The sequence below is a fragment of the Streptomyces sp. NBRC 110611 genome (assembly GCF_001590865.1).
Classification (GTDB): Bacteria; Actinomycetota; Actinomycetes; order Streptomycetales; family Streptomycetaceae; genus Streptomyces.
The window spans coordinates 1-18,806 of record NZ_BBUY01000037.1 but is presented as its reverse complement, the minus strand read 5'-3'; the positions used below and the strand labels follow the sequence as shown (position 1 = coordinate 18,806).

Sequence of the window (18,806 nt, the reverse complement as noted above, 5' to 3'; positions counted from 1 at the left end):
CCCATGCGGCCAGGTCTCCCCGCGCCACTGCACTGGCGCAGCGCGGCCCTCTGGAGTTGGCGCCATGGTGGAGACGTGGAGCCCTATCGGCGGAATCTGAATCACGTTCCAGTTGCCACCCTAACTCGAGGCGCGCACCATGAATCCCGAACGGCAACAGTCGTACCCGTTAGGGAGTTCTGCTCATGGAGCCTCGATGCATCAGCCCTGGTCAGCGCTGCCATCGTCATGGATCAGCCCATCTGGATCGGCACTCACCCACGCCCCTTACCACCGTCCGTGATGGGTGGATCACCGTTTTCTACCTAGGTGATGTCAATATCAAGAGAGTCCTGCTGACCAGATCACCCTGGTGGACGGAACTCTCGTCACGACCTTGGAATGGCCGAGAACAGGTATCGCTCAGTACCGCACGGGATCACCTTGCCAAATCCGCGCTGGGGAAGTCGGAGATCCAGCCGGCAACCACTCGCTGACCGGTGCCACTGACCTGCAGCAACATCGTTACTCTCACCCTCCAAGTGACTGGATGAAAGAGGTTTACTGGGGTTCACCACGCACTAACGGCTCACACCCCGGCGTTCCTCCCCAACAACACCTCACCAGAGTCCAGTTCACCTCCGGCGAGAGACTGCCCCTCCTTCAAACACGCCAAGTGCGGCACCACACGGATTCCACCTACCTTGAAGACCAGTTTCCCCATAGCCAACTTAATGCTAACGGTCATCCAATTCCGGAACCGCAAATTCAAACTTACGCTTCAGTCGAACCGGCACCTCCAGAAACCCGAACAGCAGAAACTAGCACGATCGCGAAAGCGATGGCTCGATTACCGCAACCCTCATTCCCTTCCCCTGCGACGACACAACCTTCCTACCTAATCGCTATCGCGATAAGGCATAACTGCCGGTAGCTGCTCCTGACTCCACCCACTTGGAAAGCCTTAGCCCAGGCTACGCCTCTTAGGCCGGCCTCCTCTGTGTTGGCGACAGCAGGCAGCCGACCGCTTCCCCTTCCCATATTCCACGTCTCATGGAGGGCGTTGACATGACGCGTCTGCCGAAGAAAATCCAACTGTCCAGGATCAGAGGGAGGAGTTTGGTTCTCCTCGCCTTGACCGCAGTCACCGTAGCGGCGATGTCACCAATCACCTCCGTCGTGGACAGCGCGATAGCCGCGCCAGAACCGTACTTGCTCAAAAGCAGGGAACCAGCGCCGTCTTCCGCCCCCCAGGGCGAGGAGGTTGTTCCAGCAGAGGCGATGGAGCCCACCGCTCCCGTACTGCCACGTAAGGGGTGGACCGTCTCTGCCAGTGACGAGGAGGCCACCGCCGGCCACGGTGCCCAGCTCGTCCTGGACGGCGACCGCGACACCATCAGGCACAGCAAGCACTCCGACTCCTCCGCGCGACGGCCCCACAGCATCACCATCGACATGCACCGCACCACCGTCGTCTCCGGCCTCACCTACCACCCCCCCCACACCACCAACAGCCGGTTGGGCGAATACGAAATTCACCTCAGCAGAGACGGCAAAACCTGGGGGCGAGCGGTGGCCGCTGGGACCGTGGCTAATGACGCGACGGCCAAAACGCTGAGCTTCGCCCCCACCGGCACCCGATTCGTGCGACTGACAGCCACCGTCGATGCCGGCGGACGCGTACCACGGATTGCTACCAGGGAGATCAACTTGCTTGGAGACCCCGGTACGGCGCCGACATCCGTCATCAACATACCGCGTGACGCCTGGACCGTCACCGCCAGCGACGACGGGGCCGAAGCCGAGGACCACCGTTCCCAGCCAGTCCGGGGCGGCGACCGCGACACCATCAGGCACAGCAAGCACTTCCACTCCTCCGCGCGACGGCCGCCCCACAGCATCACCATCGACATGCACCGCACCACCGTCGTCTCCGGCCTCACCTACCAACCACCCCCCCACACCACCAACAGCCAACTCGACGAGTACGCGATCTCCACTAGCGCTGATGGCACGACCTTCGGCGCCCCAGTGGCCACCGGCACCTGGAAGAACGACGGCTCCATCAAGGGCGCCACGTTCACCCATCCCATCACCACCCGCTACGTCCGTCTCACCATCGCCACCGAGGCGGGTGGCCACGAACCGTTCTCCCCCGCCGACAAACTACAGCTGAGCGGCCCGGCAAAACCGGCAGTCCACGGTGCATGGGGGCCCATAAAAGGATTTCCGCTGGTTCCGGTGGCCACGGTGGTGCTCCGCAACAACAAGCTCCTTGCCTGGTCCGCGTATGCGCCCGACCGATACGAGAAAGGCCACGGCTACACCCAGACCGCAACAATGGACCTGACCACCGGCAAGGTCAGCCAACGACGCATAGACAACACTGGGCACGACATGTTCTGCCCGGGCATCACGATCCTCGCCGACGGCCGGGTCCTGGTCACCGGCGGCAGCAATGCCAAGCGCGCCAGCATTTACAACCCTGCCACCGACAAGTGGACCTCCACCTCAAACATGAACGTCGCACGTGGCTACCAGGGCATGACTCTGCTTTCAAACGGTGACGCCTTCGTCCTGGGCGGCTCCTGGAATGGTGACCCGACCGCCAGCAAGGACGGCGAGATCTGGTCAGCCGCCACCGGAACCTGGCACAAACTGCCTGGCGTACCGGTCAAGAGAACGATGACCGCCGACCCGAAGGGTCCTCACCGAGCCGACAATCACCAATGGCTGCACGCCACTTCCAACGGCCGGATTCTGCAACTCGGTCCCAGTAAACAACTCAACTGGATCTCCACCACAGGGGACGGCACCATCACCCCGGCCGGAACTCGCGCGGACAGCAACGACGCGATGAATGGCAACGCCGTCGCCTATGACGTCGGTAAACTCCTCACCGTGGGCGGAGCCACCGCCTACGAACATGCCCCCGCAACCCGCCGCGCCTACACCGTGCACCTTAATGGCGGTGCCAAACCCGTCAGCAAGCGTACCGGTGACATGGCCCATGCACGGGCCTTCAGCAACAGTGTCGTCATGCCGGACGGAAAAGTCGCGGTATTCGGTGGACAATCCATCCCAGTACCGTTCAGCGACGCCCGATCCCACCTGACCCCCGAGATCTGGGACCCCGCAACCGGCCGTTTCACCTCGATGGCCTCGATGGCTGTGCCTCGCAACTACCACAGCGTCGCTAACCTGCTCCCCGACGGACGCATCTTCACCGGCGGTGGCGGCCTGTGCGGCGACTGCGCAACCAATCACCCCGACGGAGCGATCTTCACCCCGCCCTATCTCCTCAATCCTGATGGCACCGAAAAGCCCCGTCCCCACATCACTAGTAGCGTCCCCACCCATGCAGCCAACGGGGCAAAACTGCTGGTGACCACCGACAGCCCCATCACGTCGTTCGCCCTTGTCCGAGCCGGAGCCGCGACCCATACCACCAACAATGACCAGCGTCGCATACCCCTGCCCTACCGACAGACGAGCACCACCTCCTACGAGGTATCCATTCCCGGCGACCCCGGCATCGCGCTACCAGGCACCTACATGCTTTTCTCACTCAACAGGCAAGGCGTCCCCAGTAAGGCCGCAATCCTCACCATCGGCTCCGTCAGCTCTATACCTCATGTCAAGTAAAGTCATCGCGGCACTATTTTCCATGGAATCCTCAGCGAAGTGGAGCCGAACGTACCTGGTCGCGGTCAAGCTGCGGCCGGACGCCTCTGCCGAGTTCATTCCCTTCCGCTCGTTTGACGTCGAGAGGTCGAGAGCAGGATGGTCCGTGCGATCCGTGAGCTTTCGAACAGAGTGCGTCATGTAAGCCGAGTTCGACCTGATAGCCATCGGACTGTTTGCCGTAGTGAATCGCCAGACCACGCCAGATTTTGTTCTTGTTTGAGGCCATACTCGACAGAGATGCGTTCGCCGTATAGGCCAGGCTGCAACTGGTGGGGCCAGCCGACGCGTGAGGCTTCTCGCGGGGCTGCCCCCAACCTGACTGGCGGTCAGCGCGAACGACGGCGCCCGAAGTGCTTCAGGGCCAACGCGAGATGACTCTCGGATGCGCGATCCATCAGCTGACGCCATGCCCAGCGACCTCACCATCCCGAACCCGCAAGTACATGATGTCCCCGCATATCTGTTGCAGGTACATCCAAGTGAAATCGCGTCGCGGTAGGTCCGATACGGCTATAGCGGAGGTCCCGGGCAGCCTGATGTCCTGTTGATGGCACTATCATGGCCCGGCGATTCCTGCACTCATGCGTCGCGCGCCCAACATACTTGCAATTAACATTTATCCCGGGCCTTACGCAGCTCGGCAGCGACGCGTAGGCGTCCTCAAGCTCCGCCCATTACACTGTCCTGAAATATTCGGCAAACTCCGCGTCGACCCGCTCTCGGGCAATTCCAACTTCGGTGGGCGGCCCGCCACACGAAGAAGGCAGAGTGAACGATATCCAGCACACCTGGCACAACCGCTGCATACTCAAGGCGCGGAATCAGCCCGCGAGGAAGTGAAGAAGGTCACTAGTTTTACTTCAGCAGGGAATAGCTTCGTCGCCGTACGCCAAGGTCGCATCGATGACCAACCTCAGCCCCTCGCCCACAGGACCTTGTTCGTCACACGCAGTGCCACTATAGCCGGCTCTCAACTCTCCCTTCGCGACCTCGCTCGCCGGGAACCTTCGAGTTCCTGATTCCACCGGTTTCGGAGGCAGTTACGCAGAGATACCGAGAGTGCCGACTTCCGAGAATTTCCGGTGACCGCAGGAAACGCAATCCGCCACTCTGGACATCTGGTTGTGACGAAAGACGAAGGGTGCCGCCCCTCCCGCATAGGGAGGGGCGGCCCGGCGGTGCTGCGAATCTGTCAAGAGAGGATCTTTTCCAGGACGTCAAGGATGATACCGAGCACTTGGTTGAGGAAGCCGCTCGCGCTCTCTTCGGCCATCTGGGTTCTCCTAGAGAGTAGTGATGTGGGACCAGTTCTCCAGACAAGTAACGGACATTGCCCAGAGGCGCTTCAACGGTCTGCAGCCCGTCGCCCGCGCACCTTCAGTATCACTACTACCGGACTAACACGAAAGGCTTTCTCAGAGACAACCACCCATTCGGTCTACTATGCAATATGTCAATATTCCGTTCCCAAGAGGGAAGGTGTGCAGCCGGCAAGACATGGCGCGAATGAGGTGATTGTTAGCTGCTTTCCCTGCAGAAGTCCGGATTGGCTTTCAGCGACCTACGGGTAGAGCTGTTGCGAGTCGTTCCTAGCTCCAATTGCGAAGACGAGCGTTAAAGCACCAAGGAAAGCCTCAACGGGAGCTCGCAGGGCTGCGTGGACAGTTTTCGACTTCTTGTGTTTCACGGGCAGTTCGGTACCCGGGCGGCGCTTGATGGGCCTGACCACGGTGCCCCGGGTGCCTTGGTATCCCTTGTCCACCAGGGCCTCGAGGTCCAGTTCGGCGCAGGCCTCGATGATGCCGTGCTCACGGGCGGCCTTCACATCATGGGTGTCGCCGGGTAGGGCGGGCGAGAGCCACAGCAGTCTCCCCTCCTCGGCCGTGATGACCTGCAGGTTCACACCCTCGCGGCGGACTTTTCCGGAAAAGTGCCCCGCGGCCGCTACCCGGTCGGTCTCCGCGACGGTGCCATCCAGAAGCACGTAGCCGTCGGCGTGGTGGCTGGTGAGTGCTTCCGTCAACGACGGAGCGAACCTGGCGAGTTGCCCGATCGTGTGGTTCACATAGCGCCGGGCGGTGGCCGTGCCGATGGCAAGGCCGGCCGCGAGCTGTTCGAAGGTGTCGTGCTTGCGCAGGGAGACCAGGGCACAGCGGGCCCGGTCGTACGGACGCAGCTTGCAGGAACGGTCACCATCACACGCAACGATCACCATCGTCACCAGCTCCAGGAGCTCTTCCTCGACATCGCATGCGGCAGGATAAGAGAACACGGGGCATCTCCGCAGGTCAGGCTAGTTGTGGTGACCTGTCAACCAGCGGGATGCCCCGTTCGTCACGCCACCGTCAACACCCAGCGACCACACCACCCTCAGGTCGTACGCGTGGAAGAGGGCTCACGGGGACTGCCCCGCACGTCGAGGGGCAGGCAAAACCTCCCCTGCCAGCCAGCCCTTCAGCGCATCCCCGCCGAGTTTGGCCCCCAGGCGCCGTCACCCGATCTCGCTTTCCGGCTCGACGCCCGGCGTCCATGGCGCTGAAAGCCCGTGAGTCCGCTCTACCTGGCCGGCGTCAGGCGAGTGGTCTTTACGGCCTCGGTGTAGCCGGGGTACCGGCGCATGTTGCTGCATGGATCAATGGTCTTGATGACAGTCAATCCCGTGCCGCAGTGGTAGAGAACCTGCGCCTTAAAGCTTGCAGCGTTGATCCTCCGTCCCCTCCTTCCCCGGGCCGTGCTGAGGCGGTAGGCGACATTCACGATCATGCCGTGGGGCAGGGTCTTCTGCCGCTGGGTCAGGGTGTAGGCCCTCCCAGTGTGATCGTATAGGGGCTGGTCGGTCATGGGAATCCTTTCAACTTCCCAGCGCGGACGCCAGACGAGCACCGGAGCTGGGGTGGGGGGCGGTGGGTCGGATTGAGAGGCTGTCTCATGTGGCGGCGTGCTGAGCTGCGGCATCATGGTTGGTTGCGAGTGAACCTCTTTCATCCTGTCCCGCAGTAGTGAAATAGCTTGGTCAGCGGGGGCATTGGTGACGCGACAGAGCCCCTGGTCGTTGGGGTGTTGATCTAAGACGCCATCCGCTTTCCGAGCGTGATCGTTGAGCTTTCGCTGGTCAGGCATGAACTCCGTTCGGTGAAGGGAGGGTTCGGACGGTTCGTGTTCGTGTCGCTGTAAAGGTGGCTGTTGCCGTCGGTGTTCGGCCTGCTGGAGGCCCGGGAGAAGAAGGTCCGCGAGGAAGTAGCCCGGCTCCGGAAGGAAGCCGAGCAGGTGCAGGCCGCGCTGGATACCGCGGAAGGTGCACAGTGGCGACTGGCCAACGCCCGCGAGACGGTCACTGAGGTGCTGGCTGAGACGCATGCCAGTCAGGAGGGGCAGACCAGGTATGAAGTTTCACCCCCGTGATGTTGGACGCGTGTTCGTTATGCCGCGAGGGCGTGTTGGTACCGCTGCCTTGTCTCGGCTGGAGTGAGGTAGCCGAGGACCTTGCGCTTGCACAGGCGGCGACGGTTGTAGAACGTCTCGATGAATGCGAAGACCTCGGCGCGGGCGGTGGTCCGGTCGGGCCAGACGCGGGTGCCGATCTCCTCTTTGAGCAGGGCCCAGAGACCTTTCCGCGGCGACGATATCGAAGCAAGATCCGGTGCGTCCGCAGCCCCGCCGCAGGCCCAACTACCCTATTTTACAGAGGTGGTGGCTAGCCATGGCGTAGCCGACGATCTCGCGGGTGGCCAGGTCCAGCCAGCAGGCGAGGTAGAGCCAGCCCTCGGCCGTCGGGGAGGAAGGTGATGTCCCCGCCTGTCCCCGTACTTGTCCGCGTGCACCATCAAGTACGGAGATTCGTGCACCACTCCTCAGGCCACTTCGGTGTCCCGCTCGATGGCCTGGAGGCGGTTCTTGAGTCGGTAGCTGTTAGTTGGTCGGGGCGACTTCGCAGTGGTGCAGGAGGCGGTCGAGGATGGCGGTGGCGAGGACCTCGTCGCCGAAGACCTGGCCCCACTCGCTGAAGGTCTTGTTTGAGGTCAGGATGATCGAGCCCTTCTCGTATCGCTTCGAGATCACCTGGAAGACCAGGTTCGCCTCAGCTCGTTCGAGGGGCTGGTAGCCTACCTCGTCGACCACGAGAACGCTGGGCCGCAGGTAGGTGCCGAGCTTGTTGGCCAGTCGGCCTGCGGCTTCTGCGGCTTTGAGATTGCGGACCATGTCGTCGAGGGTGGAGAAGTAGATCGAGTAGCTGGCCCGGCAGGCCGCAACGGCCAGTGCGACGGCGATGTGTGTCTTGCCGACCCCAGGCGGGCCGAGCAAGGCGACGTTGGCCTTGTCCTCGACGAAGGACAGAGTCGCGAGGTCTTTGACCTTGCGTGGGTCGAGGTCGGGCTGGAAGGAGAAGTCGTAGTCCTCAAGCGTCTTGTGGTGCGGCAGCTTGGACGTGCGAAGCCCACTGCGGAATCGGCGGTCCTCACAGACGGCGAGTTCCTCGGCCAGGACCAGGTCGAGGAAGTCGAGGTAGCCCATCTTGGTCTCGGCAGCCCGCTGGGTGTACTGGTTCAGGGCCTCAGCCAGGTGGGGCAGGCCGAGCTTGACGGCCGTGTTGCAGATGCGGGTGGCGGTCAGCTCGCTCAACGGGCTTCCTTCATCTGGGGGTGGCGGTGAAGGGACGGGTGCCGGTCAGCTCGTCATAGACCGACAGCGGACGGCGACCGACCTCGATGCGTGCCGCGGCGGCCCGGCTCAGCAGGGCCTGCAGCGGGCTGGCCTCCGGTCCGAGGAACTTGTCGTGACGGCGAGGGGGCGGGCTGTCACCGGTGGTGACACGGCGGCCGGTGCCGGTGGGCAGGCCGTCCCAGTGAGTCTCGTCGACGACGCGGGCGCCACGGCCGACCGCCCGTGGATGGAGAGCTACTGAGGTTTGCGGCCTAGGGTGACCTTGACCTTGGTGGTGGGTGTATCCCAGTGTCATGCGGTATCCCGATGGAGGCGGTCTGACCGCGAAGCAGCGGGCTCAGAGGGAGCAAGTACGGTCCGAGGCCGCCGAGTTATTCGCGCAAGGGGTGGCGCCTCCGCAGGTCGCGCGGCGTCTGAGGATCTCCCGGAAGTCGGCGTACGCCTGGCACGCGCGCTGGCGGGACGGTGGTGCGGAGGCTCTGCGTTCCAAGGGCCCGCCGGGGCAGCCTTCGCGGATGCAGCCCCACTGGCGGGACTGGCTGGCGGCCGAGCTGGAGAAAGGGCCGGCCGCCCACGGCTGGGTGGAGGACCAGCGGTGGACGGTGGCCCGGGTGGCCACCGTGATCGCGCGGCGTTTCCATGTCCGCTTCAGCACAGCGCAGACGTGGCGGATCCTGCACCAGATGGGCTTCTCGGTGCAGGTCCCAGTGCGCCGGGCCGCCGAGCGTGACGAGAGCGCGGTGGCCACCTGGCTGAAGGAGACCTGGCCCCGCGTGGAAAGACGGTGAGGGACCAGGACGCGTAGCTGTGCTTCGCCGACGAGTCGGGCCAGGTGCGCCAGCCGCCGAAAGCACGGACCTGGTCCCGGCGTGGCCACACGCCCCGCATCACCGTCCGGGCCGCGGGTTCGGTACGTATCTCCCTTGCCGGACTGGTGTGCCGCAGGCCCAGCCGCCGCACCCGGCTCATCTTCCGGATGCTGGTACACCACGGCCGCACAGGCGAGAGGAAGGGCTTTCGGGAGCGGGACTTCGCCCGCCTGCTGGAGCGGCCCACCAGCAGCTCGGCGGCCCCGTCGTACTGGTATGGGACAACTACACCCATCATGTCGATGCCGCGATGCGTGAGCTGATCGAGGCCCGGAGCTGGCTGACCGTCTTCCGTTTCCCTTCGTACACGCCCGATCTCAATCCGGCAGAGGGTGTGTGGGCCCACCTGAAGAACAGCCTGGCCAACCTGGCCCCGTGCAGCATCGACGAACTCGCCACACTCGCCCGTACGCGCATGAAACGGATGCAGTACCAACCCGGCCTGCTCGACGGATTCATCTCCGAGACCGGACTGATCTCACCTCCGCCGTGACGTCACCCCAAACCGAAGTCCTCAGTAGCAGGGTCTTGCCGTCTGCGTCGGGGACGGTGGAGTGCAGTGTGACCTGGGACTTCGTGGCCCGGACTTCGACCAGGTGGCGGTGCCGGACCTTCCGGGCCGGCACCGAGTAGAGGTTCGCATCGAAGGCGACCAGGCAGTCCTTGCCGACGTGCCGAAGATGCCGCTGGGCGACGACGTAGGGGGTCTTGGGCAGCGGCAGCAGAGCCATGTGGTCGCGCCTCGCCTGGTGCCCGATGACCTCGCCATGGGTGCCGTGCGATCTCGCCCGCCGCAGGGGCACCCGTGCCGCGAAGGCGGCGTTCATCTCCTCGATCGAGGAGAACGCTCGCCCAGCCAGCGCATGGTCGCGGACGATGCCTACCTGCCGCTCGACCCGGCCCTTGCCCTGGGGCCAATAGGCGGCCAGCACATCGACGTCAAAGTCGTAGTGCCCCGCGAACGCGACCGCCTCCGGATGCAGCGGGACTGCCTCACCTGGGGCGACATGACGACGCACGACCGTCTTGGTGCAGTCGTAGACAATCGTCATCGGCACCCCGTCGAAGTGCGTGAACGCCTGCCGGTGGCAGTCGAAGAACGTCGCGAGGTCCCGGCTGGTGGTGAAGCAGCAGAACGGGTCACGCGAGTACGACAACGTCATGTGGAATGAGTAGACCTTCAAGATGCCCACGTGGGCGAGGATCTTGCCTTCATCACCCCAGTCCACCTGGGCCTGAGCACCAGGGATCACCTCGAACCGGCGGTGCAGGCCCGCCAGTTCACCCGGGCTGATGCCCAGTTCCTGGGCGATCCGTGGCCTGGCCTCCTGCAGATAGAGCTTGACCCGCTGGTAATTGAAGGTGACCCCGTACTCCTGAACCAGACGCTCGTGGATCACAGACCCCTTCAGCAGGATCTCGGACCTGAGCATCACGTCGATCAACGGAGCGACCTCGTCCACCACCCGACGACACGGCTGGCCGTTGACCGCCCTCTTCGGCGGCGCGATGGGAGCCTGCCCCGACAGGTACTTGGTGACCGTGCGGCGGTTGAGTCCGGTCTCCTTCGCAATCTCCCGCAGGCTCATCGCGCCGGACTCGTACAAACCGCGAAACCGCCTCAACTCCAGCCAGCGATGCGGATCCAAGACCACCGTCAGCCGCCCCTCTGCCACCTCAATCCGACGACAGCAGACTTACGAGCCTCGCCCCTCATTGCACCGCAAATGGTGCATTCTCATCCGTACGAGGTGGTGCACGTTCGCTTGTGCGTCGACACCGACCAGCTTCGTGCCCGGAGTCAGGCGTGGAAGTCGCGGCCGATCAGGTCTGGGGCCGGCCTCGCCTTCTTGTCCAGCTGGGTCAGCGACTGCAGCCTGCGGCGATGGGCGCCCTGGATGCCGTGATCATGCATCAGGCGGGCGACCCGCTTGCGGTTCACCACCCGTCCCAGGCGCGGTAGTTCGGCATGGACGAGCGGAACGCCGTGGATGCCCCGGGAGGCGACGTGGATGACGGTGATCGCGTGGGCCAGGGTCTCGTCGGCCGCTGTGCGGGCGGCCCGCGTCTTCGCCGCGGCGAGCCAGGCGTAACAGGAGGAGCGGGCCACCCTTCGCGTCAGCACTGGGCACTCCCGTATCTGCCGCAGCTGCTGGGCACGCTGGCCGATCCGCGTCACCGGTGCGGGTTGCGTCACCCGTTCGTGAGTGGGCTGCTGATCGCCTGCTCGGCCGTGCTCGCCGGGTCCCGCTCGTTCACGGCCATCGGCCAGTGGGCCAAGACGACCCCGCAGGACGCCTTGGCCCGGCTCGGTGCCGCACCACAAGCGTGTTCACCGTCCGCGTCGCACCGAGCACGGCGACGATCCGCCGACTCCTGAACGCCGTCTGCCCCGGAGGGCTCGCGGACCTGCTCGGCGCTGACCCGGCCGGCGCCGACAGCCTGGCGGTGGACGGCAAGAGCGCCCGCGGCTCGCGCACCGCTGACCTGCCGGCCGCGCATCTGCGGGACGCGATGACCGGCGACGGCCGGACCGTCACCCAGCTGCGGGTGCCGGACAAGACCCACGAAATCACCTGCTTCGCCGCTCTGCTGGAGCCGTTCGACCTGGCCGGCGTGACGGTGACCGCCGATGCACCGCACACCCAGCGTGGGCACGCGAGAGGGCTGGTGGAGGCGAAGAAGGCTCACTACCTGCTGGTGGTCAAGGCCAATCAGCCCGGCCTGTTCCGGCAGCTGAGGGCTCTGCCGTGGAAGCAGGCCACCGCCCGGCGCTACGAACGTGAGTCGGGCCACGGCCGCAGGAATCCCGGGTGACCAGGGCCTTGACCGTCACCGAACTCGATCTGGGCTTCCCCCACGCAGTGCAGGCCGCCCGGATTCTGCGATACCGCACCGATCTGCGCACCAGAGGACCACCCGGCAGACCGTCTACGCGCTCACCGACCTGACGGCCCGCGACGCCTCCCCACAGCAGCTCGGTCAGCTGGCCCGCACGCAATGGACGATCGAGAAGTGGATGATCGAGAACCGGACCCACCTCGTCCGCGACACCACCTTCACCGAGGACACCTCCAAGATCCGCACCGGCCACGGACCGGACAACATGGCCACCCTCCGCAGCTTCGCGATCAACCAACTGCGAGCAACAGGCCGCACCAACATCGCCGCCGACCTCCGCGAGATGTCCTACCAGCCCTTCCACCGCCCGCTCAACCTCCTCGGCTCAGCCTGACCAACAACGATCCAAGAATCGACAGACTTCGCAACAGCCCCGCCTCCCGCTCTGCTGTGGTGAGCTCGCCAGGGCGGCCCTCACCACGGTCCGCCTTGGCCTGCTTGTACCAGCCGCGCAGCGACTCCGGGCTGCTGACCCCGAGCTCCCGGGCGACCTCTGTCACCGTGCGACCGTGGAGTCGACGAGCGCAATCGCGTCCCGTTTGAACTCCGCGGTGTACCGCTCCATGTACTTACTCCCACCCGGCACTGCTTCCCCTGAGCTCACACGTCCCAGTCTCCAGATGTCCACGATCGAGGGGAAGCTCCAGCCAGCCGCGCAGCCCGAGAGGGAGTTGGTGCGGCTCACCTCGAGGTTCGCGGGAGACCGGGACTAGGATGGGGGGGCAATCTCGCAGGTCACCGACCAGCTCGGTGTCCGTGGTGAGGCCTGAGGGCATGGGTGCGTCAGGCCGAGGTCGACGGCGGACAGCAGCCCGGCACAAACTTCTCTGACGCCCAGCGGATAGCCGAGCTCGAGCGGGAGAACCGGGAACCGGAGCGCGCCACCGAGATCCTCAAGGCCGCGTCGGCTTGGCCTTCGTGACTCGGTCCGCGACGATCTCGGGGCCGAGTCGGTCTGCCGGGAACTGGAGATCGCCCCGTCCACCCTATTACGCCACCAATAAGCGGAAGGAGGAACCCTCCCAACGCGCACTGCGCGACGAGGAGCTGAAGAAGGAGATCACGCGCGTGCACGAGGAGAACTACGGAGCCTACGGTGCCAGGAAGATATGGCACCATCTGCAGCGCGAGGGAATCGAGGCAGCCCGCTGCACGGTCGAGCACCTGATGCGTGTGCTCGGCCGGGCTGGCGCGGTCCGCAGCGAGAAGCGACACGCCACCGTCCCCGACCCGGCCACCAAGCGCCCGAAAGACCTGGTGTAGCGCGACGTCACCGCCGACCGCCCAAACCGGCTCGGGCCCCCGTCAGCTGCCCATCACGACAGATCGAAGCTACTGACCTTTCCGGAGGGTTGTCGGGGTGACGTGGGGACGTGGTCGCGGTATGCCGGGGCTATACGGTATGCACAAGGGGGAGGGCTCAACCCCCATGAACAGGCTGAGCGGGAACGGATACGCATGCTTGCGGCGGAGGGCTTGGACCGAGGTGAGAAGAACACGGACATCGCGAAGAACCTGCGAATGAGCGTCCGTTCAGTGGAACACTGGAGGCGGTCCTGGCGCGATGCTGGCCTTGCCGGCCTTCGTTGCTCCGGACCGGCGAAGGCCACGAAGGTGGACCCGCAGAAGTTCGCCGTGCTGGAAGAAGAACTGCCGAGAGGGGCTGTGTACCACGGGTGGCCGGATGAACGATGGACGCTGTCACGGTTGAGGACGTTGATCGCGTACATGCTTGGAATCGACTTGTCCATCCGTGGAGTGTGGGAACTGCTGCGGCGGCACGCCTAGTCGTGCCAGCAGCCAGCACGGCGGGTCATCGAGCGTGATAAGGGAGCTGTCGCAGGCTGGCTCAAGGAGACCTGGCCCTCCGCAAAGCAACAGCCGCGGCGCTCGGGGCCTGGCTCGTCTTCGAGGACGAGGCCGCTGTCTCGATGACGTCGCATCGCAGCCGCACCTGGGCCCCACGGGGCACACCCCGCAGGTCCGGTTCAACGGAGGCTCACGCGGTCGCATTTCCATGGCCGCCCTGGCCTGCTACAAGACAGGCGAACGCAGCCGGCTCATCTACCGCCCGCGCATCCAGGGCCATCACAAAGGCGACCACCGAGGCTTCACCTGGCAGGACTACCGCAACCTGATCGTGCGGGCCCACCTACAGCTGGGCGGCCCCATCGTAGTGATCTGGGACAATCTCAATGTCCATCGCAGTGCGGCCTCACAGCAGTGGGCGGCCGGGCAGGACCGGCTCACCATCATCCAGCTGCCCTCCTACGCCCCTGACCTCAACCCGGTCGAAGGGCATCTGGTCCCTGCTACGACGTGCCACCACAGCCAATGTCGTCTTCACCAACCACGGCCATCTCGTCCGTGCCGTCCGCAGCGGCATACGCCGCATCCAACGCAGACCCCACCTCATCGACGGCTGCCTGACCGGCACCGGCCTACCACCCCTCCCGACACAACTAAACCCGACACCCCTTCGGAAAGGTCAGTAATAAGAGGAAGCTGTCCGCCGATTAATCGACTGGGGGGCGAAGCTCGATATTGTAAGCCGCGATAGCAGATGGCGTGATAGCGGAGAGATTTGCCTTTATATGCCTAACCTTACCTATCCTCACCCTTCGTTGTTCAACAAGCCGTGACGTCACTACAGCCTGCACGATCAAACCTTGCTTCATCGTGCTTTCTTTAGGGCATATTCCAGTGACGATATACTTTTTCGAGTCAATATCCGACTTCCTGATACCCTCCTCCATTTCGACCTCTGTGATAGCGATCCAGTTAGGGCCTCGACACCCCTGGAAATCGGCGTCGACGACGAGCCGCCGCGTCGGGATGATTCCGTCAGACATCAGAAGCAGCACGAGTTTCCTGTCGCGCGCTGCCGCTGCTACGCAAAGAAGACCATCAGGTGAAAACTGAATGTGTTCCGGCTGGTATCCCAGGTCGTACATCGCAGGAGACGATGAACCGACTGCGCCAGCCGTGGACAGGAAGGCGACGCCGTTGAAGTCGAGGCTGATCACCGCGAGCATGTGTCGTCGCCGATTATGAGCCAGCGCGCAGGGATATGGGACACCCGAGTCGATGTCGCTGACCTGGTAGCACGGTTGGTCTACTCGGTGGCGACAGTGATCACCTGGGCAGCTCTGCTGTCTGAGGCACGCTCTGGTGAGCCGCAACAGCGAGAGCTTACCTTTCGGCGTATTGAGAAGGCACGCATAGTCAGTGTTGTCGAACTGGACAGCCACCAGGGCAGCTATCACATTTTCTGCACCCTTGAATAAGATCTCCCGGATTTCCGGCTTCTTCTCTGCGGCCCCCAAATCCTTCTGCTTCTCCATTCTTGTCAAGTTCAACTTCTTTATTGAGATAGTGCGGAGCCTCGCCTCGTACTGTGCGTCATCTTCACCCACCCGCTGCGGCCTTTTGTCCACCGAGTAAATATATGACATCTCATCTACTGTGGTAGACTTGGAAACTCCATCGTTGCCGATGGGATTATCCGGAGTCCGGTGCATATCCTGCTCCATTCTGGTACAGAAGGAGCTAACTCGGCACTCACACCAAGCCAGCATGCCGTGATCTGGTTCAGGCTACCTTGAGTTGCTATATGCGATTCCTGGAGCCTTTTTCATGTGTAGATCATGAGGGTGAGGATCGCGGCGGCGACTGACGTAAGTCTGTTCGGGCTGATGGGGCATGGCGGAAGATCCTCCGCTGCTTGATCCGGGAGGTCGTTCGCTCGACTGGAGTGCGTAGGGCGGCGTGGACTGTGTTCGACCTCTTGTGTTTGTAGGGGAGTTCGGTCTGTGGACAGCGCTTGATCGGTGTGATCACGGTGCCGCCGGCGCCCTGGTACCCCTGGTCCGCAAGGATCTCCAGGTGCAGCTGGGTGCAGATGTCGATGATGCCGTGTTCACGGGTGGCCTTCACATCGTGAGTGCTGCCGGGCAGGGCGGGCGAGAGCCACAACAGTCTCCCCTCCTCGGCCGTGATGACCTGCAGGTTCACGCCTTCCCGGCGGACTTTTCCGGAGAAGTGCCCCGTGGCCGCTACCCGGTCGGTCTCGGCGACGGTGCCGTCCAGCAGCGCGTACCCGTTGGCGTGGTGGCTGGTGAGTGCTTCCGTCAACGAGGGAGCGAACCTGGCGAGTTGCCCGATCGTGTGGTTCACATAGCGCCAGGCGGTCGCCGTGCCGATGGCAAAGCCAGCCGCGAGCTGTTCGAGCGTGTCGTGCTTACACAGGTGGACCAGGGTGCACCGGGCCCGGTCGACCGGCCGGAGCCTGCAGGACCGGTCGTCTTCCGCCGCGACGAGGACCATCGTCACCAGCTCCAGGAGGTCCTCGTCGAGGTCGCATGCGGCAGGATAGGAGAACACGGGGCATATCCGCAGGTCAGGTTATGTTTGGCGACTCTCCAAACCAGCGGGACGCCCCGTCCGTCACGCCGCCGTCAACACCCAACGACCACACCACCCTCAGGCCGTACACGTGAAAAGGGCTCCGGCTTCAAGAACGCTGTCGTCGAGCACGGCGCCAGCCTCGGGAATCGATGTCGAAGTCGTGAACAGAAACCCGGGAATCCGGCGGATTTCACGTGGTCAAAAGACGCTGGGTTGTCGAGCGAAGTCTAGGTTGGCTGATGTTGCACCGCCGCCTCTCTCGTGATTACGAGTCCCTTCCCGCCAGCTCCGAGGCCATGATCCACATCGCGTCGACAACCTCACCAAACGTATAACGGATGAGACCACACCAACCTGGCGAGGAACCTACTAGAGCATAAAGGGCAATCTGCCTAATTCAAACGCCCTCTGAGTTGCTGCCGCCGAAGGGCACAGTGAAGCAGGCCAGCCTCGCCCCCGCAGTTCCCGCCTTGCCCGGCCCCGTCGCTGTCCCGCGCTCGTGGATCACAATTGACTGCGCTTCGCCGGTCCGGAATCGCCATTCGTGTCGGGAGGCGGAACCGCCCTGCCCCTTGGCGTCCGTGGTGAAGTCCAGCCAGACTTCGTTCTTGTGATTGGCGAAGGCCGGATCAGTGGAAGGCTGGTGCACGTCCTCGCGGTGTTGGTAGTGCGGTCCTGAGTTGTCCGGACGGTAGCCGCACGGCTTGGTGTGTACATGCGTTCCGTAGATCCGGTGCGGGCGCAGGCCGCTCACGCTCAGCTCAACAGTTGTGACAGTGGCATCTGACAACTCGGTGACTGTGATGTGCGCGCCCGCAGGCACCAGGCTCATGTCGTAAGTCACCGCACTTGAGGGGATGAACGCGGTAGGCGGCGCGAACTTCCCTTCCGTACGCATCCAGTAGAGATCGCTCTCGCTGCCATTCGCATATGTCGCTGGGGCTGTTCCCGGTATCAGCGCTACTCCCATAAGCGCTGCCGTGAGCAATGTCCTTAAGGCCCTCGAACAGACTCCCGCCATCATCACCGTCTCCTCATCCCGAGTCCATCCTGCTTCCGGCGCATCCACGCTCGGTTGCCGTCGCACCTCCCGCAAGCAGGCGGCCAGGCGTTGTCAAGTTCTCCGAGAAGGGTTGTCCCGCAACTCCCGTCCCATCAGGATCCCGCCTACTTTGCACCGAATCGTGAATTGTGCTCTCACGCCGCAAATCACCGCAAAACTGGATAGGTTTGTTGCCCTATTGAAACTGTGCGAGTGTACAATCGGATTGCGGGACAACCCTAGGTTTTCGTTCGCGGTAGTTCGTTACTGAACCTCTTTCAATCTCCATGTCGACACCTCCGCATGGTGGCTCTGACCTGCAGCGATGCCGCCAGCCGCCACCCTCAGAGCACCAGGATGAAAGAGGTTCACTAATTGATCATTTCAGAATGAGGTTCGGAGTCTCCTCAAGCAGATGATGCTGCAGGTAAGTTGGAGCAGGCCGAGGTGGAGGTCGGCGCGTATCTCGTAACGAATGGGGAGTCGTTTGAACTGGTGGAGCCAGGCGAAGGTGCGCTCGACGACCCGGCGGGTCCTGCCCAGGCCGGAGCCGTGGGGTGTGCCTTTGCGTGCGATCTTCGGTGTGATGCCGCGGGCCCGGAGAATGCGGCGGTACTCGTCGTAGTCGTAACCACGGTCGGCGAACAGCCGGCCCGGCCGGCGACGCGGACGGCCCCGGACTCCGCGGATCCGAGGTATCGCGTCCAGCAGTGGCGGCAGCTGGGTGACGGTGACGGTTTCCGCCGGTCAGCGAGATCGCCAGCGGTGTTCCGTGCCGGTCGGTGATCAGATGGTGCTTGCTGCCCGTACGCGCGCGGCCAACTGGCGAAGGTCCGGTGTGAGCCCCCCTTTGAGAGCCCTGATGTGCGAGCCGTCCACCGCCGCGTCATCCATGTCCAGCAGACCGGCCGCCCGCAACTCCGACAGAAGGACCTCGTGAAGGCGAGGCCAGACACCGGCCTCGGTCCAGTCCCTCAACCGCCGCCAAGCGGTCACCCCACTGCAACCGACCCTCTCCGCAGGGACATCCGCCCAGCTCACGCCCCTGCACAGGACGTAAACGATGCCTCGCAGGGCAGCACGATCGTCTGCTGGCAGCCGGCCCGGGTAACGACGGCGCCGCGGAGGCCGAGGAGGAAGCAACGGCTCGACACGTTCCCACAGGTCATCAGGTACAAGATCATCGGACACACGTAGAGACTGCCGCCTCTCACCCCAACTGCCAAGCCCCCAACACAAACTCAATCTGAAATGATCAG

Annotated in this window: 16 protein-coding genes and 6 pseudogenes; 11 read left to right on the top strand and 11 right to left on the bottom strand. The window is 63.7% G+C overall.

What is annotated here, in order from left to right:
• Window positions 1-1,047 precede the first annotated feature (1,047 nt).
• On the top strand, window positions 1,048-3,624 hold the full coding sequence (locus tag AZE13_RS32380) for a discoidin domain-containing protein (RefSeq protein WP_079124604.1): 2,577 nt from the start codon (window positions 1,048-1,050) through the stop codon (window positions 3,622-3,624).
• A gap of 1,603 nt (window positions 3,625-5,227) precedes the next feature.
• Here the strand turns inward: AZE13_RS32380 and AZE13_RS32375 are convergent.
• Window positions 5,228-5,938 (bottom strand): transposase family protein, encoded by a 711-nt coding sequence (locus AZE13_RS32375; RefSeq protein WP_066940163.1) that lies wholly within the window; start codon window positions 5,936-5,938, stop codon window positions 5,228-5,230.
• Window positions 5,939-6,222: 284 nt separating this feature from the next.
• A complete protein-coding gene (locus tag AZE13_RS32370) occupies window positions 6,223-6,507 on the bottom strand; it encodes a hypothetical protein (RefSeq protein ID WP_066940160.1) in 285 nt (94 codons plus the stop codon).
• Between the two features lie 351 nt (window positions 6,508-6,858).
• Here AZE13_RS32370 and AZE13_RS32365 point away from each other — a divergent pair, with 351 nt between their 5' ends.
• Window positions 6,859-7,068 carry a hypothetical protein gene (locus AZE13_RS32365; RefSeq protein ID WP_181690521.1) on the top strand — a complete coding sequence of 70 codons (210 nt, stop codon included), beginning with the start codon at window positions 6,859-6,861 and terminating at the stop codon, window positions 7,066-7,068.
• 449 nt (window positions 7,069-7,517) lie between these two features.
• Here AZE13_RS32365 and istB read toward each other — a convergent pair.
• Window positions 7,518-8,286 (bottom strand): annotated as a pseudogene (gene istB, locus AZE13_RS32360) (IS21-like element helper ATPase IstB).
• 10 nt (window positions 8,287-8,296) lie between these two features.
• Window positions 8,297-8,575: pseudogene (locus AZE13_RS34935) on the bottom strand (IS21 family transposase); the annotation flags it as partial.
• Between the two features lie 46 nt (window positions 8,576-8,621).
• Here AZE13_RS34935 and AZE13_RS34930 point away from each other — a divergent pair.
• Window positions 8,622-9,116, top strand: coding sequence for a winged helix-turn-helix domain-containing protein (locus tag AZE13_RS34930; RefSeq protein ID WP_079124603.1), 495 nt, complete (start codon window positions 8,622-8,624; stop codon window positions 9,114-9,116).
• Between the two features lie 331 nt (window positions 9,117-9,447).
• Complete coding sequence (locus AZE13_RS39145) at window positions 9,448-9,690, top strand: transposase (RefSeq protein WP_309302255.1); 243 nt, start codon at window positions 9,448-9,450, stop codon at window positions 9,688-9,690.
• Here AZE13_RS39145 and istA read toward each other — a convergent pair.
• Both istA and AZE13_RS32340 read right to left on the bottom strand, forming a co-directional pair.
• On the bottom strand, window positions 9,653-10,852 hold the full coding sequence (istA, locus tag AZE13_RS32345; protein ID WP_258528145.1) for an IS21 family transposase: 1,200 nt from the start codon (window positions 10,850-10,852) through the stop codon (window positions 9,653-9,655). The two genes, AZE13_RS39145 and istA, sit on opposite strands and share 38 nt — an antisense overlap.
• Before the next feature lie 146 nt (window positions 10,853-10,998).
• Window positions 10,999-11,394, bottom strand: a complete 396-nt coding sequence (locus tag AZE13_RS32340; RefSeq protein WP_079124606.1) for an IS3 family transposase — start codon at window positions 11,392-11,394, stop codon at window positions 10,999-11,001.
• A 6-nt stretch (window positions 11,395-11,400) separates the two neighbouring features.
• On the opposite strand from AZE13_RS32340, the gene AZE13_RS38700 reads away from it, so the two are divergent.
• The 3 genes from AZE13_RS38700 to AZE13_RS36030 all read left to right on the top strand — a co-directional run bounded on the left by AZE13_RS38700 (window position 11,401) and on the right by AZE13_RS36030 (window position 12,432).
• Complete coding sequence (locus AZE13_RS38700) at window positions 11,401-11,577, top strand: transposase family protein (protein ID WP_258528144.1); 177 nt, start codon at window positions 11,401-11,403, stop codon at window positions 11,575-11,577.
• Window positions 11,526-12,014 carry a transposase gene (locus AZE13_RS36035; RefSeq protein ID WP_066940153.1) on the top strand — a complete coding sequence of 163 codons (489 nt, stop codon included), beginning with the start codon at window positions 11,526-11,528 and terminating at the stop codon, window positions 12,012-12,014. The genes AZE13_RS38700 and AZE13_RS36035 overlap by 52 nt, the downstream gene beginning before the upstream one ends.
• 202 nt (window positions 12,015-12,216) lie before the next feature.
• On the top strand, window positions 12,217-12,432 hold the full coding sequence (locus tag AZE13_RS36030) for a hypothetical protein (RefSeq protein WP_066940150.1): 216 nt from the start codon (window positions 12,217-12,219) through the stop codon (window positions 12,430-12,432).
• Here the strand turns inward: AZE13_RS36030 and AZE13_RS39405 are convergent.
• Complete coding sequence (locus AZE13_RS39405; RefSeq protein ID WP_079124602.1) at window positions 12,410-12,598, bottom strand: hypothetical protein; 189 nt, start codon at window positions 12,596-12,598, stop codon at window positions 12,410-12,412. The genes AZE13_RS36030 and AZE13_RS39405 overlap by 23 nt on opposite strands.
• Window positions 12,599-13,016: 418 nt before the next feature.
• Here AZE13_RS39405 and AZE13_RS37305 point away from each other — a divergent pair, with 418 nt between their 5' ends.
• From AZE13_RS37305 to AZE13_RS34915, 3 genes and pseudogenes are all read left to right on the top strand, one after another.
• Complete coding sequence (locus AZE13_RS37305) at window positions 13,017-13,361, top strand: IS3 family transposase (protein WP_398780283.1); 345 nt, start codon at window positions 13,017-13,019, stop codon at window positions 13,359-13,361.
• Window positions 13,362-13,463: 102 nt separating this feature from the next.
• Entirely contained in the window at window positions 13,464-13,886 is a 423-nt protein-coding gene (locus tag AZE13_RS32315; protein WP_258528141.1) for a helix-turn-helix domain-containing protein, read from the top strand.
• A 143-nt stretch (window positions 13,887-14,029) separates the two neighbouring features.
• Window positions 14,030-14,593 (top strand): annotated as a pseudogene (locus AZE13_RS34915) (transposase).
• 21 nt (window positions 14,594-14,614) lie between these two features.
• Here the strand turns inward: AZE13_RS34915 and AZE13_RS36555 are convergent.
• Complete coding sequence (locus AZE13_RS36555; RefSeq protein ID WP_147264789.1) at window positions 14,615-15,631, bottom strand: hypothetical protein; 1,017 nt, start codon at window positions 15,629-15,631, stop codon at window positions 14,615-14,617.
• 101 nt (window positions 15,632-15,732) lie between these two features.
• Window positions 15,733-16,481 (bottom strand): annotated as a pseudogene (locus AZE13_RS32310) (transposase family protein).
• Window positions 16,482-16,604: 123 nt separating this feature from the next.
• On the opposite strand from AZE13_RS32310, the pseudogene AZE13_RS34910 reads away from it, so the two are divergent.
• Window positions 16,605-16,878 (top strand): annotated as a pseudogene (locus AZE13_RS34910) (transposase); the annotation flags it as partial.
• A 24-nt stretch (window positions 16,879-16,902) separates the two neighbouring features.
• Here AZE13_RS34910 and AZE13_RS32305 read toward each other — a convergent pair.
• Window positions 16,903-17,349, bottom strand: coding sequence for a superoxide dismutase family protein (locus AZE13_RS32305; protein ID WP_258528140.1), 447 nt, complete (start codon window positions 17,347-17,349; stop codon window positions 16,903-16,905).
• Window positions 17,350-17,931: 582 nt separating this feature from the next.
• Window positions 17,932-18,738 (bottom strand): annotated as a pseudogene (locus AZE13_RS34905) (IS5 family transposase).
• Between the last annotated feature and the right edge of the window lie 68 nt (window positions 18,739-18,806).